The 24545-nt window shown below is 59.0% G+C and carries 21 protein-coding genes; 16 read left to right on the top strand and 5 right to left on the bottom strand.

Translation table 11 applies throughout. The features are described from left to right. On the bottom strand, window positions 1–1152 hold the full coding sequence (locus ACSV9I_RS15970) for an efflux RND transporter periplasmic adaptor subunit (RefSeq protein WP_438329854.1): 1152 nt from the start codon (window positions 1150–1152) through the stop codon (window positions 1–3). 188 nt (window positions 1153–1340) lie between these two features. Between ACSV9I_RS15970 and ACSV9I_RS15965 the strand changes: the two genes are divergently transcribed. The 4 genes from ACSV9I_RS15965 (at window position 1341) to ACSV9I_RS15950 (ending at window position 5605) form a co-directional block, all read left to right on the top strand. Continuing rightward, window positions 1341–2012, top strand: coding sequence for a response regulator transcription factor (locus tag ACSV9I_RS15965; protein ID WP_054157537.1), 672 nt, complete (start codon window positions 1341–1343; stop codon window positions 2010–2012). 2 nt (window positions 2013–2014) lie between these two features. After that, window positions 2015–3349: a sensor histidine kinase gene (locus ACSV9I_RS15960; RefSeq protein ID WP_438329853.1), complete on the top strand. Its 1335-nt coding sequence runs from the start codon at window positions 2015–2017 to the stop codon at window positions 3347–3349. 195 nt (window positions 3350–3544) lie between these two features. Continuing rightward, window positions 3545–4363, top strand: a complete 819-nt coding sequence (locus ACSV9I_RS15955; RefSeq protein ID WP_438330018.1) for a DUF3313 domain-containing protein — start codon at window positions 3545–3547, stop codon at window positions 4361–4363. Window positions 4364–4726: 363 nt separating this feature from the next. After that, on the top strand, window positions 4727–5605 hold the full coding sequence (locus ACSV9I_RS15950; RefSeq protein ID WP_438329852.1) for a MipA/OmpV family protein: 879 nt from the start codon (window positions 4727–4729) through the stop codon (window positions 5603–5605). A gap of 137 nt (window positions 5606–5742) precedes the next feature. Here the strand turns inward: ACSV9I_RS15950 and ACSV9I_RS15945 are convergent, their stop codons facing one another. Both ACSV9I_RS15945 and ACSV9I_RS15940 read right to left on the bottom strand, forming a co-directional pair. Beyond that, window positions 5743–6762, bottom strand: a complete 1020-nt coding sequence (locus tag ACSV9I_RS15945) for an Ldh family oxidoreductase (RefSeq protein WP_438329851.1) — start codon at window positions 6760–6762, stop codon at window positions 5743–5745. Between the two features lies 1 nt (window position 6763). Continuing rightward, window positions 6764–7948 (bottom strand): M20 aminoacylase family protein, encoded by a 1185-nt coding sequence (locus tag ACSV9I_RS15940; protein ID WP_438329850.1) that lies wholly within the window; start codon window positions 7946–7948, stop codon window positions 6764–6766. Between the two features lie 391 nt (window positions 7949–8339). Between ACSV9I_RS15940 and ACSV9I_RS15935 the strand changes: the two genes are divergently transcribed. The 5 genes from ACSV9I_RS15935 to ACSV9I_RS15915 all read left to right on the top strand — a co-directional run bounded on the left by ACSV9I_RS15935 (window position 8340) and on the right by ACSV9I_RS15915 (window position 12687). After that, window positions 8340–9692, top strand: coding sequence for an LLM class flavin-dependent oxidoreductase (locus ACSV9I_RS15935; protein ID WP_438329849.1), 1353 nt, complete (start codon window positions 8340–8342; stop codon window positions 9690–9692). A 9-nt stretch (window positions 9693–9701) separates the two neighbouring features. Further along, window positions 9702–10541 (top strand): ABC transporter permease, encoded by an 840-nt coding sequence (locus ACSV9I_RS15930; RefSeq protein WP_438329848.1) that lies wholly within the window; start codon window positions 9702–9704, stop codon window positions 10539–10541. A 55-nt stretch (window positions 10542–10596) separates the two neighbouring features. Beyond that, entirely contained in the window at window positions 10597–11574 is a 978-nt protein-coding gene (locus ACSV9I_RS15925) for an ABC transporter substrate-binding protein (protein WP_438329847.1), read from the top strand. Window positions 11575–11583: 9 nt separating this feature from the next. Next, window positions 11584–12351, top strand: a complete 768-nt coding sequence (locus tag ACSV9I_RS15920; protein WP_438330017.1) for an ABC transporter ATP-binding protein — start codon at window positions 11584–11586, stop codon at window positions 12349–12351. A 189-nt stretch (window positions 12352–12540) separates the two neighbouring features. Beyond that, window positions 12541–12687: a DUF1127 domain-containing protein gene (locus tag ACSV9I_RS15915; RefSeq protein WP_082352444.1), complete on the top strand. Its 147-nt coding sequence runs from the start codon at window positions 12541–12543 to the stop codon at window positions 12685–12687. 446 nt (window positions 12688–13133) lie between these two features. Here the strand turns inward: ACSV9I_RS15915 and ACSV9I_RS15910 are convergent, their stop codons facing one another. Next, entirely contained in the window at window positions 13134–13967 is an 834-nt protein-coding gene (locus tag ACSV9I_RS15910; RefSeq protein WP_438329846.1) for a class I SAM-dependent methyltransferase, read from the bottom strand. A gap of 118 nt (window positions 13968–14085) precedes the next feature. Here ACSV9I_RS15910 and ACSV9I_RS15905 point away from each other — a divergent pair, with 118 nt between their 5' ends. From ACSV9I_RS15905 to ACSV9I_RS15890, 4 genes are all read left to right on the top strand, one after another. After that, on the top strand, window positions 14086–15216 hold the full coding sequence (locus ACSV9I_RS15905) for an ABC transporter substrate-binding protein (RefSeq protein WP_438329845.1): 1131 nt from the start codon (window positions 14086–14088) through the stop codon (window positions 15214–15216). A 3-nt stretch (window positions 15217–15219) separates the two neighbouring features. Then, window positions 15220–16284 carry a FecCD family ABC transporter permease gene (locus ACSV9I_RS15900; RefSeq protein ID WP_438329844.1) on the top strand — a complete coding sequence of 355 codons (1065 nt, stop codon included), beginning with the start codon at window positions 15220–15222 and terminating at the stop codon, window positions 16282–16284. Next, the gene (locus tag ACSV9I_RS15895; RefSeq protein WP_438329843.1) at window positions 16278–17030 is read left to right on the top strand and encodes an ABC transporter ATP-binding protein; all 753 of its coding nucleotides are present in this window, start codon (window positions 16278–16280) and stop codon (window positions 17028–17030) included. Before ACSV9I_RS15900 ends, ACSV9I_RS15895 begins: the two co-directional genes overlap by 7 nt. A 333-nt stretch (window positions 17031–17363) precedes the next feature. Continuing rightward, window positions 17364–19274, top strand: a complete 1911-nt coding sequence (locus tag ACSV9I_RS15890; RefSeq protein ID WP_438329842.1) for a diguanylate cyclase — start codon at window positions 17364–17366, stop codon at window positions 19272–19274. Between the two features lie 72 nt (window positions 19275–19346). On the opposite strand, the gene ACSV9I_RS15885 is transcribed toward ACSV9I_RS15890, so the two are convergent. Then, window positions 19347–19943 carry a TetR/AcrR family transcriptional regulator gene (locus ACSV9I_RS15885; RefSeq protein WP_438330016.1) on the bottom strand — a complete coding sequence of 199 codons (597 nt, stop codon included), beginning with the start codon at window positions 19941–19943 and terminating at the stop codon, window positions 19347–19349. Between the two features lie 105 nt (window positions 19944–20048). On the opposite strand from ACSV9I_RS15885, the gene ACSV9I_RS15880 reads away from it, so the two are divergent. The 3 genes from ACSV9I_RS15880 to ACSV9I_RS15870 all read left to right on the top strand — a co-directional run bounded on the left by ACSV9I_RS15880 (window position 20049) and on the right by ACSV9I_RS15870 (window position 24545). Then, window positions 20049–20735 carry a PspA/IM30 family protein gene (locus tag ACSV9I_RS15880; protein WP_438329841.1) on the top strand — a complete coding sequence of 229 codons (687 nt, stop codon included), beginning with the start codon at window positions 20049–20051 and terminating at the stop codon, window positions 20733–20735. A gap of 41 nt (window positions 20736–20776) precedes the next feature. Further along, a complete protein-coding gene (locus ACSV9I_RS15875) occupies window positions 20777–21055 on the top strand; it encodes a YiaA/YiaB family inner membrane protein (RefSeq protein WP_054160327.1) in 279 nt (92 codons plus the stop codon). A 91-nt stretch (window positions 21056–21146) separates the two neighbouring features. Continuing rightward, on the top strand, window positions 21147–24545 hold the full coding sequence (locus ACSV9I_RS15870; protein ID WP_438329840.1) for an acyl-[ACP]--phospholipid O-acyltransferase: 3399 nt from the start codon (window positions 21147–21149) through the stop codon (window positions 24543–24545).

Genomic DNA, 24545 nt, shown 5'->3' with positions numbered 1-24545 from the left:
TCAACCGGCCTCGTTGAGGATCACAGCAACATCGGGCTTCAACTCGGGTAGGGGAGCGGTTAAAACTGTATCGCCGTCCGCAATGCCGTCGGCGATCTCCACCATTCGATCCCCATCCCACCCCTGTCCTATGGTCACAGGCTGGCGCCTTAGATAACCGTGTTTCAGCTTGAGCACATAATCGCCCGCATCGTCCTTGCGCAGCGATAGTGCCGGAACGACGAGTGCACCGTCTTTTTCGTTGACGATGATCGACCCCGTGGCGAACATGCCGCCCCAGAGCTTTCCGTCGTGATTGGGCAATCTCAGATAGACGGGCACGAAACGTGTCCCACTTTCCGCAACAGGATTTATCCGAGCGACTGTCCCCTCAATCACCTGTTCTTCCAGTCCATCTATCGTCAATTTTGCAGTCTGGCCTTCGGCAACGCGTGCAATGTCTCGGGTGGAAACTAGGACCTTTGCTTCCATGACGTCTGGATGGACAATAGTCAGCAATTCGGCATCTGCGCCGACGCTGGTGCCTGCGTCGACGGTGCGGCTTGCAACGACACCATCGAACGGGGCCGTGATGTCAGCATCGCGCAGCGCAGTGCGGGCGATGTCAACCTGCGCAGAGAGGCTCCGAACCCTGGATGTCTTTCCGGCGAGGTCGCCTCTGGCCTGTTCAAGGTCTTCTTTTGACGCAATGTTTTTCGCAGCAAGTTGCTCCGTCCGGCTCAGTGTCTTTATCCCAAGCGCGAGCTCTGCCTCGGCCGCATCGCGATCGCTTTCGCGTTGCAAAAGTGTGGATCGAAGATCACCCGTTTCGAAGCGGACAAGCACATCGCCCGCCCTGACCCGCTCACCTTCAAGAGCGCCGACGTCGCGGATCTTGCCGCCGGCTTTTGCCCTCAAAACCACGCGGTTGACAGGCTGAACTTCACCGCTGACGCGAAGCCGCTCGACCATCGAGGCGGGCTCTACGCGTGTCACCTCCGCAAGTGTCAGTTCGAACGGTTTTCTGATTGCAGTTGAGGACGCCACGATCTCCTTGAGCCGCTCGTTCGCGTCGACGGCACCACGGCTGGGGTCGAGATACATGAATGCAAGGGTGCATCCGCCGAGCAGCGCGCCTATCTTGGCAAATCTTGCAGTCCATTTGAGGGTCATGGCTTGCCTCTTCCTGATCGAGTTCGACACGGCTGACTGGATGCAGCGTCGTTGCGCGCAGCAGCGGCCGGTAGATCTCAGGGTTAGGCATCGACAATTGCAGCAGCATTACCGGATGCAGTCGTGCGGACCGCAATGCTGCCGCAACCTTGTCGCTTCAGAAGAAAGGAATGAAAGGGGCGCTGATTATGAGACTTCTGCTGATCGAAGATGAAAAGGAACTGGCCGATGCCTTGATGGCTGCACTGGGCAAGCAGGGCATCGTCATTGACCATACGATGTGGCTCGCCGATGCTTGCGAGTTAACCCGCCAAAACATCTATGACGTCATTCTCCTTGATCGGCGACTTCCGGATGGGGACGGTCTGACCTTTATCCCGAAGCTCAGGAGGGCCGGGGTGGATACGCCGGTCATGGTGCTGACAGCGCGAAACGAACCCAAGGAGCGGATCGAGGGCCTCGATGGCGGTGCGGACGACTACCTTGGCAAACCGTTTCTGGTTGACGAGCTGATGGCTCGCTTGCGCGCGTTGCTCAGGCGGCCGGCCAGTCTGATTGAGGCTCAGATCACCGTTGGACGTGTTGCCATCGATCCCCTTCACCTCAATGTGACCGTCAATGCGCTGCCCTTCGATCTCCCCCGGCGCGAGCTTTTGGTGCTCTTGGCCCTTGCCAAGCGCAGGGACAAGACCGTCTTGCGGTCAACGCTTGAAGCTGCTGTCTATAATTACGAGGAAGAAATCCAGTCCAATGCGCTCGATGCGCATATTTCCCGATTGCGAAAGCGCCTGTCCGATGCTTCGGCGGGTGTGGCGGTCCATAATATCCGGGGCGTCGGATATCTGCTGAGGGAAGAATAGCCATGGCCCGAGGCAATGCGAACCCGTCTCTCTGGTGGAAGCTCAGCTGGCAGCTCAGTCTCGTTCTCGTCATCGTCGTCGCGACGGTGATCGTTGGGCTTTGCGTTTATGGCGCTTTGATCCTGTCGCCGAATGTTGGCTTGAAGGACAGGCTGACCCACGCGCTCGAAGATTCACTGATACGCGATCCACAGGGCAGGCTCGTTGTTGTCGAAAGCGAAAACCTGAAAGCCTTTAAGGCCGACAACGACCGTTTGTGGTTTATCGCAGCGGCGCAAGACAGCCAGTCGGTGCGCTATGGTGCGGTGCCAGAAGTTTACGCGGAAATGGCGCCTTATGTGCGCTTCATGAGGGATGCCGACATTCGCGGGGCCAGCGGCGTCAACGAGACGGCTTCGATCGATGCCATCGCGACACCCTTGGGTGAGATGCGTGTGATGTATGGCGGCAATACCAGTACGGCCAATAATTTTCTGACGATGGTGACCAGTCTTGCCCCGATTTATGTTCCGCTTTTGGCGATCGCGGTGCCCGCGCTGTTTCTCACCATTCCTCGTATTGTCAGCCGTGGACTGGCAGGGCTGAAAGGAGTCGTTCGCATGGCGGCGGAGATTGACCCTCGCCATGGTGGGGCGCGACTTCCCCTGGAGGATGTACCGCAAGAAGTCACGCCATTGATCATCGCCTTCAACTCTGTACTCGACCGTCTCGAAGAGCAATTTCGGGCAAGGCGACGCTTCCTCATTGATGCAGCGCACGAACTCAGAACGCCCATAGCGATTATGCAGACCCGTATTGATGGGATGCCGGAAGGTGCCGCGCGCCTCAGGCTCATGAAGGATGTGGCACGACTGGGTGAAACGGCCGAGCAGCTTCTCGACTTTGAACGCAATGATCAGGCGACTGATCTCCATGAGATGGTCGACCTGGTGGACATTGCTCGCACAGTGGTCGCAGACCTTGCGCCGCTGGCCATTTCTGCCGGTTACGAGATTTCATTTGATAGCGAAGTGGAGCGATTTGAACGGCTCGGGAGTCTCTCTGCTCTGCCTCGGGCGGTAAGCAATCTGGTCCGCAATGCCATCGACCACGGAGGCAATGCCGGCCTGATTTCGGTGATCGTCTCGAGGAGTGGGAGTATCTCAGTCTCGGACGAAGGGCCTGGGATACCGGCCGCTCAGCGGGACCAGGTTTTTGACCCGTTTTACCGTGTGAAGCCGCGCAGCAATGGCGCGGGTCTCGGTTTGAGTCTGGTGAAGCAGATTGTCTCCGATCATGGCGGCCGCGTGATGGTCGACAGCAGCACAGGCGGAACCACGTTCACAATCCAGCTGTAGGTTTTTAGAAACCTTGGCGCCGCGGGTTTCACAAGGCCAGCAAAGGCCGGGTGAACTTTTCGATGCCGAATGGCACCATGTAATGTTGCCGCAACGCTTCCTGCTCACTGTCGTCAGCATGACGATTGACGACGGAGGCGAGCACATGTGCAGCAATAAGCGATCCTGTTCCCCCATGCCGCGTTTGTGGTGACGATGATGCGTGGACTTGTCTTGGCAGGAATAGGTCTGCCCCTCGCTCTTTTCCTCTCTGGCTGTACAGCTGTTCCATTGACCGAAGCCGGAACGCTGACCTCCTACAGCCAGCTCAGTCCGGCGAAAGGCAAGTTTACGAAGTCCAGAAGCTTCGTGGATGGCCAAAGGCTCGCGACAGTTCGGACTGTTGCGGTTATGCCTGCCACGTTCTCGTTCTATGCGGTATCGCGCATTAAGGCTGAGCAGGATCGGCGTCTGGTCGCAAATGCGCTGGATCGTGCTGTGTGCGTGGCGCTCAGCGACAAGTATGAATTGGTGGCGCCGGGGCAGCGTGCCGACTTGACCGTGCGGGCCGTCGTTACGGACATCGTCCCCACGAATAAGACGATCGCGGGCGTATCGACGGCAGTGTCGCTGGGGAGCAGCCTTGCGCTGCCCGTCGGTATTCCGCGTCTCCCGGCCGGTTTGGGTGGGCTCGCGGTTGAAGCCGAAGCGATCGATCGCAGCGGTAGCCAGTTGGCCGCAGTTGTCTGGTCCAAGGGAGCCAATTCCATCACAAACAATGCGCGTGTTTCCGAGGTGGGCGACGCCTACAGTCTCGCCGCGAGTTTCGGGAAATATTTCTCCCGCATCCTCATAGTCGGCAAGGAGCCAAAGGGGCCGGATGTTTCTCTACCGTCGGGACAGCGCGTCAAGTCGGCGCTCGGTGGAAAGCCGAAATACGCGGCCTGTGATGCCTTTGGCAGATCACCGGGGCTTGCCGGTGTGATCGCCGACAAGGTTGGGGCGCCGCCGCAATGGACCGATAGGCAACGTTGACCCTTGGTCCGCTGGCTGAACGTTCCATCGAATTTCGCCAAAGCCATATCGCATTTCCAGCCATAGGAATCGCCCGACGCCCCATCGGGCGTAGGCACGGGCGGAGTAGCCCCAGTCCCCGCAATACAGCTCCTCCGCCCGTGCACCCGACTGTTTCATCCCCGTAATGTTGCTGCAATTCAGGCTCGCCAAGGTGAGTGTGCACGAAGGAGGCAAACCATTCGGGGTCGCCAGGCGGTGCGATTTCCACGTCTTATCCAGCTCCACGTCTGGCCTGGAAATCAATGTCCCGACCCACTCTCTCATCCTCGGTGTCGCCTTCAATCCGTAATGCTTTGCCATATGCTATGACAGGAGTTCCAAGTGACCCAATGCCAATCCCGCTCTCTGAGAGCAAAGCCAACCATTTCAGGCCGCAGTGCCATTCCGGCAATAGTCCTGGTTGGTGTAGTCGTCGCGCTGCCTCTCTCCACGTTTGCGGCGGACCTTGAACGTGTTGACGCTGCTGCAGTCCCTCCCCAGGAGTTTGATGCGGGGCGTTATGGCGATTTCCGCGATACGCTCCACGATTGGAAAGTTACAGTCGGTGCCGGTGCCCTTTACATGCCTGAATACGAGGGGTCTGATGAGTTTGAGATCAACCCACTCCCGATCTTTTCGGCGGAATTTGGCGACCGTGTAAGCGTCGACATAACGGGCGTGACGGTCGACCTCTATGAGGCGAATGGCTTCAGAGCCAGCATGAAGGGCGGTTACGACCTGGGCCGTAAGGAAGATGATTCCGATTATCTGCGCGGTCTCGGTGATATCGACGCAGGCGGGGTGATTGGCGGTATTCTGAGTTATGAAGTGGGTCCCTTCGAAGCCTATGCAGAGCTCGACAAGACGATCGGCGGCAGTGATGGCCTGACAGGTATCGTCGGCGCCAAGGCGTCGTATAAGTATGAAAGCTTCATTTTCTCGGCGGATGTTTCCGGGACTTGGGCAGATGACAAGCACATGCAATCGTATTTCGGCGTCACAAGCGCCCAGTCAGCAAGCTCCGGCTTGACGCAGTATGATGCACAGGCCGGCGTCAAGCGGGTCGATGTAAAGGGTTCCATCACCTACATGTTCACTGAAAACTGGTCGGTGACAGGTGCTGCAGGAGCAGGTTTCCTCATGGGAGATGCCAAGGACAGCCCGATTGTGAAGGATGATGTCCAGCCGTTTGCGATGCTGGGCGTCTCGTATCGATTTTAGTCTCCTCGACTGCAATCGCAATGCGCGACTGAGTGAGCGGGGTTTGGCGACCCTGGATACGGTTGCAGGATAATTCAAAGACCGAACCGGTGTTTCCTCCACCGGTTCGTTTCAAGTGAGTGTTCGAACTTATGTCGTCAGTCTCCGGCCAGTGCCTTCAACCGCTCGTGGCTCTCTGCCGACAGAGGAATACCATTCTGCTCAGCCTTCGCGCGGGTCAGATGGCGGCGGTCACCGGGCAGTCGGTCCTGGCCGGCTTCCAGAACGAGATCGCAGATCTGTCCGACGCGTGCGGCAAATGAATCATTGCCCCCGCGTTCAGGGTCGATGACCACAAAGAATTGACCGGTAAATGGCGTTTGGGCGCCTTTGTGCCCACTCCAGTCGAATTCGCCGGAGAAGTAGCCCCCTGTCAGTGCGGCACTCAGGATTTCGACCATCAGCGCGATGGAGTTGCCCTTGTGGCCGCCGAAGGGCAGCAGCGCTCCGCCATCGAGGATCGCCTTCGGATCGGTTGTCGGTTGCCCGTCCCGGTCAACGCCCATTCCGGGCTTGAGTTCATGGCCGGCACGCGCTGCAATCTGGACGTCGCCATGAGCGATCGCTGACGAAGCCTGGTCGAAGACGAAGGGTGGCTTGCCGGCCCGCGGCGAGGCAAAGGCGATCGGGTTCGTGCCGAAGACAGCCTTGTTCCCCCCATATGGGACAACACAGGCCATGCTGTTCACAACGCTAAGTGCGACAAGACCCTTTTCGGCGAAGGGCTCCACGTCAGGCCAAAGCGCGCTGAAATGATGTGAGCGTCGGATGGCAAGCACGGCGACGCCGTTTTCCCGAACTTTGTCCAGCAGAAGTGGCAATCCGGCAGAAAATGCCGGCTGGGTGAAGCCGCCCTTGGCATCGACGCGAACAAAGGCCGGGCCGACATCCTCGACGACGGGCACGGCCATGCCGTCTACCCAACCGCTATCGAGCGAAGAGACGTAACCTGCCATGCGGAAAATGCCGTGGCTCAGCGATCCGTCCCGCTCACAGCCGGCGCAATTCTCGGCCAGTATCCGGGCATTGGATGTCGATACGCCATGCTTGACGAAGATCCGCTCCAGCAGGGCAACGAGATCAGCAAAGGCGATATGGATTGTTGCCGGTTCGCTCATTTTATTCTCCAGCCGTGTCATTGAGGCGTTGATCGACGAGTGTCAGCCAGTAGCGCACGCCGTGCACGATTGCATCATCATTGAAGTCATAGGCCGGATTGTGCAGGTCGGCGCTATCGCCATTGCCAAGCCAGATGAAAGCGCCCGGCCGTTTTTCAAGCATGTAGGAAAAGTCCTCAGAGCCCATGGTCTGCGGATAGTTGTCGTCGACATTCTCAGCGCCGGCGACGGCTCGAGCCGCCCTGACGACGAGCTGCGTCTTGGCGGGATCATTGACGGTGACCGGATAACCCGGGCGCCAGTCGATTTCGGCTTCCGTGTTGAACAGTCGAGCAGTTGTGGTCACGACTTCGCGAAAACGCGCCTCCACCGCAGCGCGCGTCTTTGGCTGCATCGTGCGGATCGTGCCGCCGATACGGACCAAGGCGGGGATGACGTTCAATGCCCGGTCATTGCCACCTTCGACAAAGGTCAGCGACACGACGACGGAATCGAGAGGATCAACAGATCGGGATGCGATCGTCTGCAAGGCCGAGATCATGTGTCCCATGGCCACAACTGGGTCGTGGCTGAGATGCGGTGCCGCCGCATGGCCACCCTTGCCAATGATCGTTACGACGAAGCGATCGCCACCTGCCATGATCGGTCCGGGGCGTGTGGCAAATGCGCCGACCGGCAGACCTGGCTCATTGTGCATACCGTAGACTTCCTCGATGCCGAAGCGCTCGAGCACGCCTTCCTCGATCATCACCCGGCCGCCGCCGCCACCCTCTTCTGCCGGCTGGAAGATCAGAACAACCTTGCCGGCGAAGTCGCGCGTCTCTGCAAGCCGCTTCGCAGCGGCCAAAAGCATGGCGGTATGTCCGTCATGCCCGCAGGCATGCATCATGTTCTCGACCTTCGAGGCATAGGGCAGGTTGGTCTGTTCCGACATCGGCAACGCGTCCATATCGGATCGGAGCGCAATTGTTCGGCCGGGCCCCTTCGTTCCATTGATGACGGCCACCACGCCGGATGTCGCAATGCCGCCGACCACCTCATCGCAGCCAAAGTCTTTCAGCTTCTCGGTAACAAGCGCAGCCGTCTTCGGCAGGTCAAAGAGGAGCTCTGGGTGTGCGTGGATTGTTCGGCGCCACGTTTTTGCTTCATCGGCAAGTGCGGTCAGGGAAGGGGCGTCGAAGGTCATGCGGACTCCAGGTTTAAGGCGTATGCGGCTTTTCGGAAGGGATACCGGACTAGATCGGCTCCAACAGGGGATCAGGGCATGCGCGCATCATCGCTTTGCGGCGGATGGAAGATATCTGCAACCGAGCCGCTTTCAACCAGCTTTCGACCGTAGATCACAGCAACCGCTTTGCGCGCGGAGTGATCGCATACTCGGTGCCGCGGCATTCATGGGCCAGCTTTAGAAGCAATTGGCCAAAGTTGCGCGGACTCGGCAGGCTTGTTCATTTTTTCTGTCCGCTGCGGAAATCAATTTGCGACAAGGCGCAATTTTCGAAATCTCATTTCTCTATAAAATTTATAGACAATATAGGCTGCATCCATTCGGTCAACGGATTGAGAGAGGAACGACCATGACACGCAAGATCAGACTTGGAGCATTTCTGCCCGGTGGCGGCCAGCACGTTGCATCCTGGCGCCATCCCGACCAACCGGTCGACGGGGCTGTCAGCCTCGAATTTCATAAGCAACTGGCCCAGACGGCAGAGCGCGGGTTGTTCGATGCCTATTTTCTGGCAGATGGACTGGCAGTCGGTTTCGGCGGCGCTCGGGAAGGGGGCAAAGCCCGCGTGGCAGGCTTCGAGCCTGTCACACTCTTTTCCGCGCTGGCTCCCTTCACCACCCATCTCGGATTCATCGCAACGGCGTCGACGACCTATGAAGAGCCTTATAACACTGCCCGCAAATTCGCCTCGCTCGATCTGATTTCCAATGGTCGAGCCGGTTGGAATGTTGTCACGACAACCGGCGATCCGACTGCGCAGAACTTCAATCGCGAGGCTCAGCCGCCACATGCCGAGCGCTATCGCCGTGCGGCCGAACATGTCGATGTGGTGAAAAAACTCTGGGATAGTTTTGAGGACGACGCCTTCATCCGGGATAAGGAGACAGGTGTTTTCTTCGACCCTGCGAAACTTCACGATACGAACCACAAGGGTGAGCACTTCCAGGTCAAGGGGCCGCTCAACGTCTCACGCTCGCGCCAGGGGCATCCGGTCATCGTCCAGGCTGGCCAGTCGGACGATGGCCGTGGCCTTGCCGCCGCTACGGCCGAGGTGATCTTCACTGCCCATCAGCACATCGAGACGGCGCAGGAATTTTATCGCGACATCAAGAACCGCGCGCGCGGCCTCGGCCGTAACCCGGATCATGTTCTGATCATGCCTGGTGTCTCGCCTTTCGTCGGTCGCACGGAAGCCGAAGCGCGAGAGAAGTACGATCGTTTGACGTCGCTCATTCTGGAAGAGGATGGTGTCGGCCTGCTCAATGGTCTGACGGGCGGCACGCTCGACCTGCGCGGCTATGACCTCGACGGCCCCCTGCCGCCAGCGCCGCCGACCGAGGGCATGAAGAGCCGCCAGGCCCTGATCCGTCAGATCGCCGACGAAAACAACTTTTCGATCCGCCAGCTCTACCAGTGGGTCGCCTCGGCCCGCGGGCACTTCACCATCGTTGGAACCGCAGAGCGGATCGCCGACACATTGCAGGAGTGGTTCGAGAACGAAGCCGCGGACGGCTTCAATATTCTGCCACCATGGCTGCCAACCGGGCTCGACGATTTCGTCGACCTGGTTATCCCGGAGTTGCAGCGCCGTGGCCTGTTCCGGACGGCGTATGAAGGCCAGACTCTGCGCGAAAATCTCGGTCTGCCGTTCCCCATCAACCGATGGGCCGCCGAGCAATCGATCATCCAGGCTGCAGAGTGAGGGTTCGACATGTCCATTGACGATATCCAAAATGGAACTGCCTACGGAATTGGTCTTTCGCCTCGTGCAAGCCAAGTGCCCGGCTGGTTCGGGCAGGCGGTGACCGCTTTCACTCCAATCCTCGCCCGTTATGGCCTGGTCATTGGCTTCCTCGTGTTCTGGCAAGTGTCAACCAAATTGGGCTGGGTGAATGCATCCGTGTTCCCGCCTCTTGATGAGATCGTCAGCGCATTGTGGAAGGGCATTTCCTCGGGCGCGCTGCTGGATGACGTTGCTATCAGCCTGCAGCGATCGGGGATCGCATTCCTTGCCGCCGTCGGGCTTGGCATCCCGCTCGGCCTCTTCATGGGGCAGGTGCGCGCCATCGAACAGGCGCTCGATCCGCTGCTTCAGTTCTTCCGTCAGACATCGGCGCTCGCGCTCTATCCGGTGTTCATCCTTTTGCTTGGCCTCGGCGAGGCATCGAAAGTCTTCGTCATCTTCTGGGCGACGCTTTTCCCGATCCTTCTCTCAACGATTGGCGGCGTGAAGGAGGTTGATTGGAAACTGATCGAGATGGCGCGGACCTATGGTGCAAGCTCTCTCGCCATCTTCCGGCGTGTCGTTCTTCCCGCTGCGGTCCCCGCGATTTTTGTAGGGCTGCGGCTCTCGGCGACCACGGCGCTTTTGCTGCTGATCGCTGCCGAGATGATCGGAGCGAATAAGGGCATCGGCTTTCAGGTGATGAATGCCCAGTACAATTTCCAGATACCGCTGATGTTCGCAGCCATCCTCTTGCTCGCCTTGCTAGGGCTCGCGGCAAACGCTGCTCTCGTTCTCCTGCAGCGAAAGCTCTGCCGCTGGGCGTGAGCGCTGCTTGAACTCCCTTCCCCGATTGACGCAATTCCTTGAAAGGACACCGTCCATGACCCTGCATTCTACCCGGCTCCTCCTCTCCGCCGCCATCGCCATCGGTCTGTCTGGCGCGGCTCTCGCCGCTGACGAGGTCAAGTTTCGTTACCTCGCAAGTCAGGGCGGATTGTCAGCCCACGAACTCGCAGCCGAGCTCGGCTACTTTGATGGTACTGGCATCACCATCGAAAACATCGGCTATGCAACCGGTGGACCGGCCTCGTTGATCGCGCTTGCCTCTGGCGATGTCGAGATCGGCAGCGCTGCAACCTCTGCCGTGTTGAACTCGATCATTGGCGGAAACGACTTCGTCGCCGCCTATCCGTCGAATGGGATCAACAACGAAGTCCAATCGATCTTCTATGTGCTCGAAGATAGCCCCATCAAGGGGATCGAGGACATCGCCGGTAAGAGCATAGCGGTGAATACTCTGGGTGCGCATCTGGACTACACGATCCGTGAGGCACTTCATTCCGTTGGTTTGCCGGCAGATGCGGCCAATCAGATCGTGGTCCCGGGGCCGCAGCTCGAGCAAGTTTTGCGTTCAGGTCAGGTCGATGTCTCGGCTTTCGGCTATTGGCAGACGACATTTGAAGGTGCAGCCAAGCAGAAGGGCGGCCTTCGCGCAATCTTCGACGATACCGACGTCCTCGGCGAAATCGCAGGTGGCTTTGTCGTTCTGCGTCGCGACTTCATTGCGGAGCATCCGGAAGCGGCGAAGATCTTTGTCGAGCAATCGCAGCGGGCTCTGGACTATGCCCGGGAGCATCCCGAGGAGACGAAGGCGGTCTTCGCCAAGGCACTGGAGGAGCGTGGGGAAAATCCCGAAATTGCCAAGTTCTTCCGGGGCTATGGTGTGCGTGCCGGTGGTCAGGCGGTCGAACGTGACCTGCAGTTCTGGATCGATGTCCTGGTGCGCGAAGGCAAGCTTAAGCAAGGCCAGCTGGCAGCTAAGGACATTCTCTACACTGCCGACGCGGCCAGCAACTGAGGCATGACGATGATACTCCCAAGCAGCCTGCGCGGAGAGGTGACGGTTCGTCACCTCTCCAAGACTTTCACGCTGAACGGCGAGCCGCTGCCGGTTCTGAAGGATCTCAATCTCACCATCCGATCAGGCGAGAGCTTGGCAATCGTTGGCGCGAGCGGATCGGGCAAGACGACGCTTCTTCGGATCCTGGCTGGTCTCGAAAAGGCCGATGGCGGTGATGTCTTCATCGATGGTCGCCGCGTCCGTGGCGTCGGTACCGACCGGGCGGTCATCTTCCAGGAACCGCGTCTCCTTCCGTGGTTGACCGTGATAGACAATATCGGTTTCGGTCTTGAAACCAGAGGGTTGTCGCGGGAGGACGCGCGATATGTGGCGCAACGCTATGTCGACCTCGTTGGCCTGAAGGGCTTCGAGGCAGCCTATCCTCGTCAGTTGTCAGGCGGTATGGCGCAGCGTGTCGGCATCGCACGCGCACTCGCGGTGCAGCCGGAAATCCTGCTGCTCGACGAACCCCTAGGTGCGCTCGACGCGATGACAAAGATCGCCATGCAGCAGGAGTTGGCGCGGATATGGAAGGATGAGGACGTTACGACGGTTCTGGTCACGCATGATCTGGAGGAGGCAATTTTCCTCGCGGACCGTATCCTGATACTGCCGCGGGAAAAGGGTGGAGAGCCCAGACTCATCGATATCGACCTGCCGCGTCCCCGTGACCGCAGCGCTGCCGCTTTCGTCAAGCAGCGGGAAGAACTGCTGGGGCTCTTTGGCTTGCATTGACGGACCAGATCGAATGCTGGATCGGATCCATGTACTCGAGCATTGATCATCCATGCGCCTTACGCATGGCGGACCTGAGGACTTGTGTCTTATCAGAGGTGCGGAGAGGGGATATGTTGCCCTCATCGAAACGACGTTGGAACCGGACAAGGTGGCTGACGTCAAGAGACCTCGCGAAAGGGGATCATCATGAACGTAGCACGCTCTTTCAACGCATGGCGCAAGTATCGTCAGACCGTCCTGGAACTGGACCGCATGAGCACCCGCGAACTGCAGGACCTCGGCATTAATCGCGCCGACATCCGCAGTGTTGCCCGCCAGTCCGTCGGCCGCTGAATCTCTGCTTCCGCGCAGTACTGAATGATCAAACGCCCGCTGACGCGGGCGTTCGTGTGTCTGAACACGAGTGAGCCTGATTGCGTTCTGCCGAGCTCGTCCGCACGAACTTGTGCAATGCGTTTTCTGCATAGCTGCAGTGCAGCATTGCCTCTTTATTCTGCGGGGATATCGGTTATCTTCAATTCATCGAAGTGATGCACCTCCTCCCGCAAAGCTTCGAATTCAGGCGGCCTTTATCCTCCTCCCAAAGGACGCCTGTCGGAACAGCGGCACTCCTCCTCCCAGCCGTTGTTCGCCTATTCGAAAAGCCTGCCGCACCTCCTCCCGCGGCAGGCTTTTTCGTTTTCGGGCTTATCTCACGATGGTCAAGGCATGGCGGCTTCGTGACGCTCTCAATGTCACAAAGCCGCATGAGTGGTCCTGCACAAGTGCGCCCGCAGACTTTATGATCCTTCTAGCGAACTTCCAGACGCGAAATCGGCCGCAGGCTTATGCGCGACAATGGCGTAGCGGTGCTGGAGTCCGCGGGCGACAGCCTTGAAGAAGCCGAAATGCGCGGCCTGGGTCTTGTGGATCTGCCGCATGTCGGTATCGGTGGTCACGTTATCAAAGCCCGCCTTTTCAATCAGGCGGCTAACCTCCTCGGCTCGCGCACCGCGGGCGAAATGAACGCGCGACAGGATGCTTTCATGGGTTCCGGCCATCGACTGGGGGGCGTGAGGCGCCTGCGGTTGCACAAGCCCCCCTCGCTCCAGGAGGGCCGCAAGTCGCTTGACGAACCGCTCGGCCAGTCCTGTGTTGACGAAGTCCCCGTCAATCACGAGCAGCTTGCCGCCCGGTTTGAGGACGCGCAGCCATTCTCGGAAACAGGCATCCGGATCGACCAGCGTCCAGACGAGGTGCCGCGTGACGATCACGTCGTAACTGTTATCGGCTTCATGCGTATTTTCTGCATCGCCGAGGTGAAAGCGGATGATCCGGCCGCGTGTTGCTGCTTTCGCCCGGGCTCGCTCCAGCATGGCTTCCGACCAGTCGATCCCTGTTACCTGGTAGCCAAGATCGTCCATCAGGTGGGAGATCACGCCGGTACCGCTGGCAAGGTCCAGCGCCTTGCGGCCCTGGCCCTTTCCGAGATGCCTCTCAAAGAGTGCGTGCCAGGCGGCGCGTTCTTCCTCGGAAAAGATTTCGTGTCCGGGTGACAGGTCGAAGGTTGCAGCGCGTGCTGACCAATAGGCCTTAATTTCATCCCGCAACGTAAAATTCGCGCCCTCGGTCATCGGATCCCTTTGCCTGTTCGGTCTTCGTCTCAACTTCGAATTCTTCTAAAAGATAAATCTTGACTATTAAAGTCATCAAATAATATGTGCCGGGCAGTTTCCACCGGAGAAAAATCCCATGCGTTTTTCTGGCAAGTCGGCGCTCTCAGCCCTTGGCCTTCTCGTCTCTACCGTTCTGCCTGCAATGGCCGATCCTGTCGTCATTAAGGACGTCACAGGGCGTGACGTTGAGGTCAATGTGCCGGTCGAGCACGTAATCCTGGGCGAAGGTCGTCAGATCTACTTCCTCGCCGCGCTCGACAAGGCTAATCCGTTCCAGCACGTCGTCGGCTGGCGCGACGATCTGCCGAAAGCCGATCCAGAATCCTACGCCGCCTATCTCGAGAAGTATCCGGAGATTGCCAAGCTGCCGACCTTCGGCGGCATGAAGGACGGCACCTTCGACATCGAGCAGGCCGTGGCTCTGAAGCCCGACGTCATCCTGATGAATGTCGACGCCAAGACTGCGACGGAAGAAGCCGGTTACATCGAGAAGCTCGCCAAGGTCGGAATCCCGCTTGTTTATGTCGACTTCCGCGAAAAGCCGATGGAAAACACCGAGCCGAGCATGCGCATCATGGGCACGCTGATGGGCAAGGAGAAGGTCGCCGAGGACTTTATCGCGTTCCGCGCCGATGCAATCCGCAAGGTAACCGACGTGCTCGAGAAGACCAACCCGTCAAAACCTGTCGTGTTCATGGAGCGGGCAGGTGGCTATTCCGATGATTGCTGCATGTCCTTCGGCAACGAGAACTTCGGCAAAATGGTCGAGCTGGCCGGTGGCGTGAACATGGCAAGGGACATCATTCCCGGCACTTTTGGTACTGTCAATCCGGAGCAGATCATCGCCTCCAATCCTGATCAGGTCATCATCACCGGTGGCATGTGGGAAAAATATGTGCCCGCTGGCAACTGGGTCGGCGTCGGCTATGGCGCGGACACCAAGGAAGCGCATCGCAAGTTGGAGAACCTCACGAAGCGACCTGCCTTCACCGGCATCAAGGCCGTCGCGGATGGTAACGTCCACGCCATCTGGCATCAGTTCTACAACAATCCCTATCAGTTCGTTGCGATCCAGCAGATTGCCAAGTGGCTGCATCCCGATCTGTTCAAGGATCTCGATCCGGACGCTACGTTCAAGGAGTTGCATGCGCGCTTCCTGCCCCTCGACTACAAGCCGGGATATTTCGTCTCGCTGAAGGGCGAATAGTCGATGAGTGTCGCGGTGAGCGAAGCACAGGTAACGGGGCGCGATCAGTATCGCGCCCTTGCCTTCCGGCGCATCCTGATCCTGACGGCGCTTGCCATGGCACTGGCCGCCAGCATCGCCATCGATATGGCGTTGGGGCCTGCAAACTACAGCTTGTCCGATGTGCTGTCGGCCCTTTTTCAGCCTGAGGCCGTGGGCAACCAGCTTCGTGTGGTCATCTGGGATATCCGTATGCCGATTGCCCTGATGGCCGTCACCGTCGGTGCCTCGCTCTCTGTTGCCGGCGCGCAGATGCAGACAATCCTGTCGAACCCGCTTGCCAGTCCTTTTACGCTCGGCATCTCCGCCGCCGCCAGCTTTGGCGCGGCGCTCGGTCTGGTCTCTGGGGTCGCAATCTTTCCAAGTGCCGTCCAATATATGGTGCCGATCAACGCCTTCATCATGGCGATGGTGGCAGCACTTTTCATTCACTTCGCCTCGACCTTGCGTGGCGTGACGGTTGAAACGATTGTCCTGCTCGGTATTGCGCTGGTTTTCACCTTCAACGCCGCCTTGTCGCTCCTCGAATATTTGGCCTCCGAGCAGGCGCTTGCGGCCGTCGTCTTCTGGACCATGGGCAGCCTGACCAAGGCGACCTGGGACAAGGTCTATGTCACAGCTGCTATCCTCGTTGTTACCTTGCCGCTATTCGTCCGCAACGCCTGGGCGCTCACGGCCCTGCGGCTGGGAGACGACAAGGCCGCCAGCATGGGCGTGAACGTGCGGCGCCTGCGCTTGCACACGATGTTGATCGTCAGCCTGCTGGCCGCCATCCCCGTTTCCTTTGTCGGTACGATCGGCTTCGTCGGCCTCGTTGGTCCGCATATTGCCCGAATGGTTGTCGGTGAGGATCAACGCTTCTTCCTGCCTGGTGCCGTGATTTGCGGCGCCTTGCTGCTCTCGGCGACATCTGTGGTCAGCAAGATCCTGATCCCAGGCGCTATCCTGCCGATCGGCGTGATTACCGCGCTTGTCGGCGTTCCCTTCTTCTTCATTCTGATTTTCTCGAACCGGAGGCGCGCATGGTAAGCTTGGTGCTGAAGGACCTGGGCGCCAGTTATGGGCGTACGACGGTTCTCTCCAAGGTCGCGGTGGACCTTCTGACCCCGGGCTCGACGACAGCGGTAATCGGTCCGAATGCAGCGGGGAAATCCACCCTGTTCAAGAGGATTGCTGGCATCATATCAGGCCCCGGCGTCGTTCAGCTCTCGGATGCCACGCGCGGTGATCGGTCGATCTGTTACATGCCCCAGGACACGGGTTCGAATGCCGTGCTCTCGGTCTACGAGTCGATGCTTCTCTCTGCCAAGCAAGGTGGAGGTTGGCGGGTCCACGATGACGAACTCTTCGAGATCGATGCAATCCTCAAGGCTCTGCGGATCGAGGATATTGCGTTTCGCGGTCTTGACGCACTGTCCGGCGGTCAGCGGCAGCTGGTCTCCCTTGGTCAGGCGCTGGTCCGCAAGCCCGAGGTTCTTTTGATGGATGAGCCGACCTCGGCGCTCGATCTGCACCGCCAGATCGACGTGCTCGAATTCGTCGCTGATCTTGCCGCCCGCACCGGCATGATCGTGTTGATGGCCTTGCATGACCTGAACCATGCCCTTCGTTATTGCACAAACACGATCGTCATTGCGAATGGCGAGATGGCATCGAGCGGCTCGACGGGGGATGTCATCACGCCCTCCATGTTGCGTGACATCTACCGCGTCGACGCCCGTATCGAGACTTGCTCACGCGGCCGACCGATGGTGATTGTCGATGGCGCCCTTTGATTGCCGCCGCCTCCCCCGAAGGCCATCGTCAATCTAAACCCGAAGCGCCCTATTCAACTTTAGTTTAATGCCATGCGGCCCTGAACAGGTGAATGGTAAACTGAAAATTTAGTGGTTCCTGATAATCGTCGTGATGAATGATCGGATCTGATCGCGAAGCGTCCTCTTGACCGCTTGTTTCCGCAGATTTGGAAGAGGGCAGTCATTTTTGACCCTCGGCAACGGGGCGAGGGCCGATGTGGTTCGAGGTTGGTTGGATCGGGTGTTCGGGCGCTGCAAGTCACGGAAGCTTGTTGAAGCATTGGCCTGATATTCCGTTGGGTTCAGGGGCGAATGAGTAGTGTTTGGCAAGTCCTGGTCGGCAATCTCGCTGCTGTTGCGTTGATCGTTTCGATGTGGACGCATGCTTCCTATCGCCTGTACAGGCTTTCAGCCTTTAAGCAGAGTGCGGGCCTCGGCTTGGCGCTGGGTTTTGCTGCCATGTCCTCGATGTTGCTCGCCGTGGAGTTCGATCAGGGCATCATCTTTGACCTGCGCCTCGCAATCATCGAGTCGGCTGCCGTATTTGGCGGGCCTCTTGCCGCCCTTGTTGCTGCAGTCATGGCCGCATCGTTCCGCATCTATCTGGGCGGGGCGGGTGTCGTGCCGGGCTTGGTATCAATTGGCATCGTGATGATCTTGGGGCTTGGCCTTTGGTTCATCGCGGGAAAACGACCGGTCGAGCACGCGGTAACCATTTTTTCGGCCGCGGCGCTTGCGGGATGCCTGTCCGTCGCTGTCTTGTCCCTCCTGTCTCAGGAGGCCTTTGATCGGGCGCTCAAAGAGGTTGGCCTTCCCATCGCCATCCTGAATTTTGCAGCAACTGCATCAATCGGATTCTATCTTGCTTATTTTCGCCGTTTCACTCTGGAACGTGACATTCTCTACGCCGCTCTGACGCAGGCACCCGACTACCACTATGTTAAGGATCTGCAGCACAGATTTGTCGCGACCAACCTTCGAGTGGCGCGCCACAATGGCAGAACGCGCTCCTCCGAGATGATCGGGCTGACGGATTATGATCTGACTTCGAAAGAACGTGCCGATGAGTTGACCGCGATTGAGGAGGAAATTCTCGCCACCGGCAAGCCGCTTGAACGGTTCGAGGAATTCCTGGTTGAGGAAGGCAAAGAGCCTCGCTGGTACTCGACGTCCAAGGTTCCCCTGCGCAACCGCCAAGGAAATCTCGTCGGCCTGTCCGGTGTGACCGTAGATATCACCGAGAAGAAGAACCTTGAGCAGGAGCTCCGCGCGAGCCGGAACGTGATGGCGCAAGCCATGGCCGAAATGTCGGATGGCCTTGCCATGTTCGATCCGGACGGGCGGATCGTTTTCTGCAATGAACAGTACCAGGCTCTATTCCCGCGCTCCGCATATGCCCGCTGCAAGGGTGCCCATATAACGGACATTATCAGAGCCTCCGTGCGAAACGGCGAGCGCAAGGATCTTCCGATCGACCTGGCAGAGGATGCCATCCAGGAAGCGGGTCGTCAGCTGTTCGTCAACAAGGATGAGATCCTTGCTCTCGCGGACGGGCGCTGGCTATCATTGCGTACGCGTGTCACCGAAGACCAGCGCGTTCTGGCTCTGGTGTCGGATATCACGGCGTTGAAGGAATCCGAGCAGTCACTGCGAGAACTCGCCGAACAAATGAAGGGTCTTGCCGAGACGGATAGTCTCACCGGACTCGCCAACCGTCGGTCGTTTGACAACGCCTTGTCGCGAGAATTCAATCACGCCCTCAGCAGCGGCAGGCCCTTGTCTCTTTTGTTGGTCGATGTCGACAGGTTCAAGCGCTTCAACGATACCTATGGCCATATGGCTGGGGATGAATGTTTGCGTAAAGTGGCCGGATGCATCAGTAAAGCGGCCCGCCGTTCATCGGATCTCGCCGCGCGATTTGGTGGCGAAGAATTCGCGATCCTGCTTCCAGACACCAGGGCTGACAAGGCTATTGCCATCGCTGACAGGCTTCGACAGTCCATCCGTGACCTTGCTATCCAACACGAAGGTAGCGAATTCGGTAGCGTGACGGTGAGTATCGGTGCAACGGTCCTGTCATCGCAGTCTCTGATTTCCAACGCGGCGGAACTTGTCGCGCGCGCCGACCTTGCGCTTTATCAGGCAAAAGGCGCCGGGCGTGACTGCGTTGGCTTCCAGCGTCTGGAGGACGACCGCGAAAGGAAGTCGGCCTCCCGCTCCTGAGGATTTTAAAGAGCTGTAAGTGACCCTCTGTGCCCCAATTTCAGGTTCGGATCGCACCCAAGTCCGAATGGTTCAATTCACATTCTTCGCCAGCAGCCGAGCGAGCGTCTCGACTTCCTGCTCCAGCCGTTCCGGAGCAATCCCGACAAAGCGGTTTTCCAGGCTAATAGAAATCACCCCGTGAATGGCGGCAAATATGGTCCTGGCCCGGATGGCTATGTCTGGCGCGGACGCGTTGGGCATGTTCCGAGCAAGCGGAGCGGCGATGAAGCCGATCAGAAAGGCATGTTCGGCAATATGCCAATCCGGTACCGCCACGCCTTCGGGCATGCGGTGCTCGAAAAGAGCGAACCACAGATTTCGGTTGGAAACGGCAAAACGCAAATAGGCAAGCGATAGGCTGGCATAGATCTGGTCGATGGCCTCTGCTTCGGCAATGGCTTCTGAGAGAGCGGTTTCCATCCGCTTCAGCGTCCCCGAATTCACGGTGAGTACAAGAGCGTCCAGATCTTCGAACACCGTGTAGAGGCTTCCAAGGGCTGAACCGGCGCGTTCGGCAATGTCTCGTGCCCTCAGCCCCTTGAGACCCTGTTCTTGGATCAGTTCCGTGGCGGCTGCGATCAGCCGTGTTTTCAGGTCCTCCTTTTTGTGCCCCAGTTTGTTCGCCATTGATCCGATCCTCCCTTTGTGAACGTTGTTCATTTTGTGTATTGAACGTTGTTCATTTTTGTGCGACAACATTATTGAACGTTGTTCATATAGGGGAAAACGCAGATGTTCAAACAGTTACTGACATTGATGCGCGGCCGAACGTATGAGGCACAAGAAGCCTTCAGCTATCACCATGCGCTTCCTATCCTTGCCCAGCAGGTCCGGGATGCTGCCCGCGGTGTTGAAGCCGCAAGGCGCGCTGTGGCCGTTGCCATGGCGCAGAACCGAATCGAGGCGGAAAATGCCGAACGCCTCTCCAAGCGTATCGCCGACCTTGAGACCCGAGCCATTGCTGCGCTTGAAAAGGACCGCAACGACCTGGCCGCTGAAGCGGCATCCTCCATCGCCCGCCTTGAGACCGAATTGCAGAACGCCCGTCAGGTACAGTCGGAATTCGCGACCGGTATAGAGCGCTTGCGGCAGGCTGTTCGACAAAGCGAGATGCGGCTTGCAGCGCTCCGGCGCGGAGAGCGGCTCGCCGTGGCCCGCGAGCGCACCCGCAAGCTCACCGCCGATGTCCCAGGTGAAGACCTTTCAACACTGGCCGATGCGGAAGCAACATTGGCACGCCTCGAGCAGCGCCAGCGCCAGTCAGAATTGACGGCCGAAGCTTTGGCGTCGTTGGAGGCCGATTCCGACCCGTCCGCGCTCGTTGAACGACTGGCCGCCGCAGGTTGCGGACGCCCGCTCGTCACCAGTGCTGACGAGGTGCTCGAGCGACTGCGCAGTCGCATGAACACGTCCCATTGAACCGAACTAGCTCAACCGAACAAATCAGGGGAACCACGACCATGAATGACAGTCTGATGAAACATTCGTCTGCCTGGACAAGCTTTTCCTACGCCAGCTTCGGCCTCGCCGCCTTCATGCTGGGCTTGGGGCTCTACATGATGCCACTCGATCTCTGGGGCAAAGGCTACCTCACCATGGGCATCCTCATGCTGGTCCAGACGACGGTCAACGTTACCAAGACGCTGCGCGACAACCAGGAAGCCGACAAGCTTTTGCGCCGCATCGATGACGCCAAGACCGAAAAACTGCTTCTCGGCATGAAGAGTGATGACGTTTAACCACAGATTGACCTTGCCGGGAATTTCTTCAACTCATGAAAGAAACGGCAAGGCTTTCTCTCTATCAGTCCCACAAAAAGGGAGATGTGCAGTGCAACAGAATCTCATGACCTCCAGGCGTTTTGCGCCACTCTTCTGGACCCAGTTCCTTTCGGCTTTCAACGATAATTTCTTGAAGAACACCCTGGTCTTCCTGATCCTTGCCACTGTGGCCGCGGATCAGGCCGCCTCGCTGGTCACGCTTGCCGGTGCGGTCTTCATGGCGCCTTTCCTCCTCTTCTCGGCCCTGGGCGGTGAGCTTGCCGACAAGTTCGACAAGGCTGTCATGGCAGAGCGTCTGAAGCGGGTGGAACTTGTGGCCGCAGCCGTTGCGGTGCTTGGGCTTGCCTTCCATTCGATCACGGTCCTGATGATCGCACTCTTCCTTTTCGGTGTCATTTCCGCGCTGTTCGGTCCGGTCAAATACGGCATCCTTCCCGACCATCTGGAGCGCAAGGACCTGCCGCGCGCCAATGCCTGGATTGAGGGCGCAACCTTCATAGCGATCCTGGCCGGCACGCTTGTCGCAGGTCTTGCGGCCACCGATGGCGTTGATCCCTGGCTTTTCGGACCGATGATGCTCGGTCTTGCGGTTGCCTGCTGGCTGTCCAGTCGCTTTATTCCCCGCGTCGGCGCCAAGGCGCCGGATCTTGCCATCGAGCGCAATGTGTTCCGCTCGACAGGCCGCCTTGTCAATGCGCTGCGTGGCGACAAGCGCCTGTGGCGTTCGGCATTGATGGCCTCCTGGTTCTGGCTCGTTGGGGCCATCGTGCTCTCGCTGCTCCCGCCGATGGTAAAGGGCAATCTCGGCGGCAGCGAAACCGCGATCACCGCCTATCTCGCCGTCTTCGCGCTTGCCGTGGGCGCAGGTTCTGCCATCGCGGCCTGGATGTCGGCTGGCCGCATCGTGCTTCTGCCGGCCCCTGTCGGCACCCTGATCATGGGCCTCTTCGGCCTTGATCTCGCTTGGAGTGTCGCCCAGGTGGATGTCACAACCCCTGCCGCATCTCTCTCGGCCTTCTTTGCGGGCCCTTACACAATCCGCATTGCGATTGATCTGGCCGGTATGGCGATTGCCGGCGCCTTCCTCGTCGTTCCCACATTTGCGGCACTGCAAGCCTGGGCGGAAGAGGAGCATCGCTCGCGCGTCATTGGTGCCGCCAATGTGCTGTCGGCCGGTTTCATGACGGTGGGGGGCGGTGTGGTTGCCGCCCTGCAGGCCGCCGGTGCTGCAACCCCAATGCTTCTGGCCGGACTTGCGGTCACCAACATCGTTGCATCCTGGGTCATGCTGCGCACGCTGCCGACCAACGCTTTCCGTGATTTCATCTCTATTCTCTTCCGCGCATTCCTGCGGCTTGAGGTCGATGGCCTCGACAATCTGAAAAAGGCCGGGAAGGCGCCGATCATCGCGCTCAACCATGTCTCATTCCTCGACGGCGCCCTGGCGCTGGCGCTCACCGAAGACGAGCCGACCTTTGCCGTCGACTACACCATTGCTCAGGCCTGGTGGGTGAAACCTTTCCTCAAGATGTGCAACTTCCTGCCGCTCGATCCCTCTAAGCCGATGGCGACGCGCACGCTAATCAAGACGGTCAACAATGGCGAGCCGCTGGTCATCTTCCCTGAAGGTCGCATCACGGTGACAGGCGCGCTGATGAAGGTCTATGACGGTGCGGCCATGGTGGCCGACAAGACCGGCGCGATGGTCGTTCCGGTCCGCATCGACGGGCTGGAAAAGAGCTATTTCTCGCGCCTCTCCGCGCAGCATGTACGCAGGCGGCTTTTCCCAAAGGTAAAGGTGACGATCCTGCCGCCGGTCCGCCTGACGGTTCCTGCTGAGTTGAAGGGGCGCAAGCGCCGCATGGCGGCGGGCGCAGAACTCTATCAGGTGATGTCCATGCTGATGTTCACCACGACCAATACCAGCACCACCGTGCTCGAAAAGATCATCGAAACGGCGACCGATCGTGGCATGGGCCGTCTGGCGATCCAGGACCCGGTGACCGGTTCCCTGACCTATGCCAAGCTGCTGACCGGTGCCGCAGTCCTCGGCGCCAAGTTCCGCAACCTCTATCCCGATGACGAAACGCTCGGCGTTCTGCTTCCCAATGCCAATGGATCCGTCGCCACGCTTCTCGGTGTCATGTCCGCTGGCAAAGTTCCGGCCATGCTCAACTTCACGGCCGGTTCCAGCAATATCCTGTCGGCCTGCAAGGCAGCTGGCGTGCGCCGCGTGCTGACGTCTCGTGCCTTCGTTACGCAGGCCAAGCTCGGTCCAGTGCTGGATGACATGGCGAAGGCGGTCGAGATCGTCTGGCTCGACGACCTGCGCCAGACCATTGGCTTTGCAGACAAGGCGCTGGGCTTCCTGCGCAAGGGGCGGCCGCTGGCGAAGCGCAAGGCAGATGATGCCGCGGTGATCCTGTTCACCTCAGGCTCGGAAGGTACGCCAAAGGGTGTCGTGCTCACCCACCGCAACATCCTGTCGAATGCCGCGCAGGCCGCGTCCCGCATCGATTTCCACGCTGGCGACAAGGTGTTCAACATCCTGCCGGTGTTCCACTCCTTCGGCCTGACCGCTGGCACCATCCTACCGCTGGTCTCCGGCGTGCCGGTCTATTTCTATCCGTCGCCACTGCACTACCGGATCATCCCGGAGCTGATCTATTCCTCCAATGCCACTATCATCTTTGGTACGGATACCTTCCTCAACGGCTATGCCCGGACGGCGCATCCCTATGATTTCCGCTCCATCCGCTATTGCTTCGCCGGAGCCGAACCGGTGCGTGCCACGACCCGCGCGCTCTACATGGAAAAGTTCGGCGTGCGCATTCTCGAAGGCTATGGTGTGACGGAAGCCGCACCGGTCATCGCGCTTAACACGCCAATGTTCAACAAGGCCGGCAGCGTCGGAAAGATCATGCCAGGCATGGAATACCGACTGGACGCCGTGCCGGGTGTCGATGACGGCGGGCGCCTGTTTGTGCGCGGCGCCAATGTCATGGCGGGTTATCTTCGGGCCGAAAACCCCGGCGTGCTGGAGCCGACCCCGGATGGCTGGCATGACACGGGCGACATCGTCACGGTCGATGACGAAGGTTTCATCACCATCCGGGGCCGCGCCAAGCGTTTCGCCAAGATTGGCGGGGAAATGGTCTCGCTGGCGGCCGTCGAGGCCCTGGCTGGCGAACTTTGGTCCGGAAAACTCTCCGTTGTCGTCTCGCTTCCCGATGCCCGCAAAGGAGAACGTCTGGTTCTGCTGACGGATCAGCCCGACGCGACGCGCGCCGCATTCCTGCGCTTTGCGAAGGAAAAGGGGGCTATGGACATGATGGTGCCAGCCGAGGTCCAGGTCGGCACGGTGCCTGTACTCGGCTCCGGCAAGGTGGACTTTGTCAGTGCGCAGAAGATGCTGTCAGAGCGAGCGAAATCCGAAGAGGCGGCTTGA

Origin of the sequence: Rhizobium sp. G187 (assembly GCF_051549525.1) — a bacterium.
GTDB lineage: Bacteria > Pseudomonadota > Alphaproteobacteria > Rhizobiales > Rhizobiaceae > Allorhizobium.
This window is presented reverse-complemented; position numbering and strand designations above follow the sequence as displayed.

Coding starts and splice junctions, on each gene's coding strand:
- ACSV9I_RS15940 (WP_438329850.1), bottom strand. CDS start 7,948: ATGACCTTCGACGCCCCTTCCCTGACCGCACTTGCCGATGAAGCAAAA.
- ACSV9I_RS15955 (WP_438330018.1), top strand. CDS start 3,545: ATGATGCGTGGACTTGTCTTGGCAGGAATAGGTCTGCCCCTCGCTCTT.
- ACSV9I_RS15885 (WP_438330016.1), bottom strand. CDS start 19,943: ATGGCGAACAAACTGGGGCACAAAAAGGAGGACCTGAAAACACGGCTG.
- ACSV9I_RS15880 (WP_438329841.1), top strand. CDS start 20,049: ATGTTCAAACAGTTACTGACATTGATGCGCGGCCGAACGTATGAGGCA.
- ACSV9I_RS15900 (WP_438329844.1), top strand. CDS start 15,220: ATGAGTGTCGCGGTGAGCGAAGCACAGGTAACGGGGCGCGATCAGTAT.
- ACSV9I_RS15890 (WP_438329842.1), top strand. CDS start 17,364: ATGAGTAGTGTTTGGCAAGTCCTGGTCGGCAATCTCGCTGCTGTTGCG.
- ACSV9I_RS15960 (WP_438329853.1), top strand. CDS start 2,015: ATGGCCCGAGGCAATGCGAACCCGTCTCTCTGGTGGAAGCTCAGCTGG.
- ACSV9I_RS15895 (WP_438329843.1), top strand. CDS start 16,278: ATGGTAAGCTTGGTGCTGAAGGACCTGGGCGCCAGTTATGGGCGTACG.
- ACSV9I_RS15905 (WP_438329845.1), top strand. CDS start 14,086: ATGCGTTTTTCTGGCAAGTCGGCGCTCTCAGCCCTTGGCCTTCTCGTC.
- ACSV9I_RS15925 (WP_438329847.1), top strand. CDS start 10,597: ATGACCCTGCATTCTACCCGGCTCCTCCTCTCCGCCGCCATCGCCATC.
- ACSV9I_RS15945 (WP_438329851.1), bottom strand. CDS start 6,762: ATGAGCGAACCGGCAACAATCCATATCGCCTTTGCTGATCTCGTTGCC.
- ACSV9I_RS15915 (WP_082352444.1), top strand. CDS start 12,541: ATGAACGTAGCACGCTCTTTCAACGCATGGCGCAAGTATCGTCAGACC.
- ACSV9I_RS15930 (WP_438329848.1), top strand. CDS start 9,702: ATGTCCATTGACGATATCCAAAATGGAACTGCCTACGGAATTGGTCTT.
- ACSV9I_RS15970 (WP_438329854.1), bottom strand. CDS start 1,152: ATGACCCTCAAATGGACTGCAAGATTTGCCAAGATAGGCGCGCTGCTC.
- ACSV9I_RS15920 (WP_438330017.1), top strand. CDS start 11,584: ATGATACTCCCAAGCAGCCTGCGCGGAGAGGTGACGGTTCGTCACCTC.
- ACSV9I_RS15935 (WP_438329849.1), top strand. CDS start 8,340: ATGACACGCAAGATCAGACTTGGAGCATTTCTGCCCGGTGGCGGCCAG.
- ACSV9I_RS15875 (WP_054160327.1), top strand. CDS start 20,777: ATGAATGACAGTCTGATGAAACATTCGTCTGCCTGGACAAGCTTTTCC.
- ACSV9I_RS15965 (WP_054157537.1), top strand. CDS start 1,341: ATGAGACTTCTGCTGATCGAAGATGAAAAGGAACTGGCCGATGCCTTG.
- ACSV9I_RS15910 (WP_438329846.1), bottom strand. CDS start 13,967: ATGACCGAGGGCGCGAATTTTACGTTGCGGGATGAAATTAAGGCCTAT.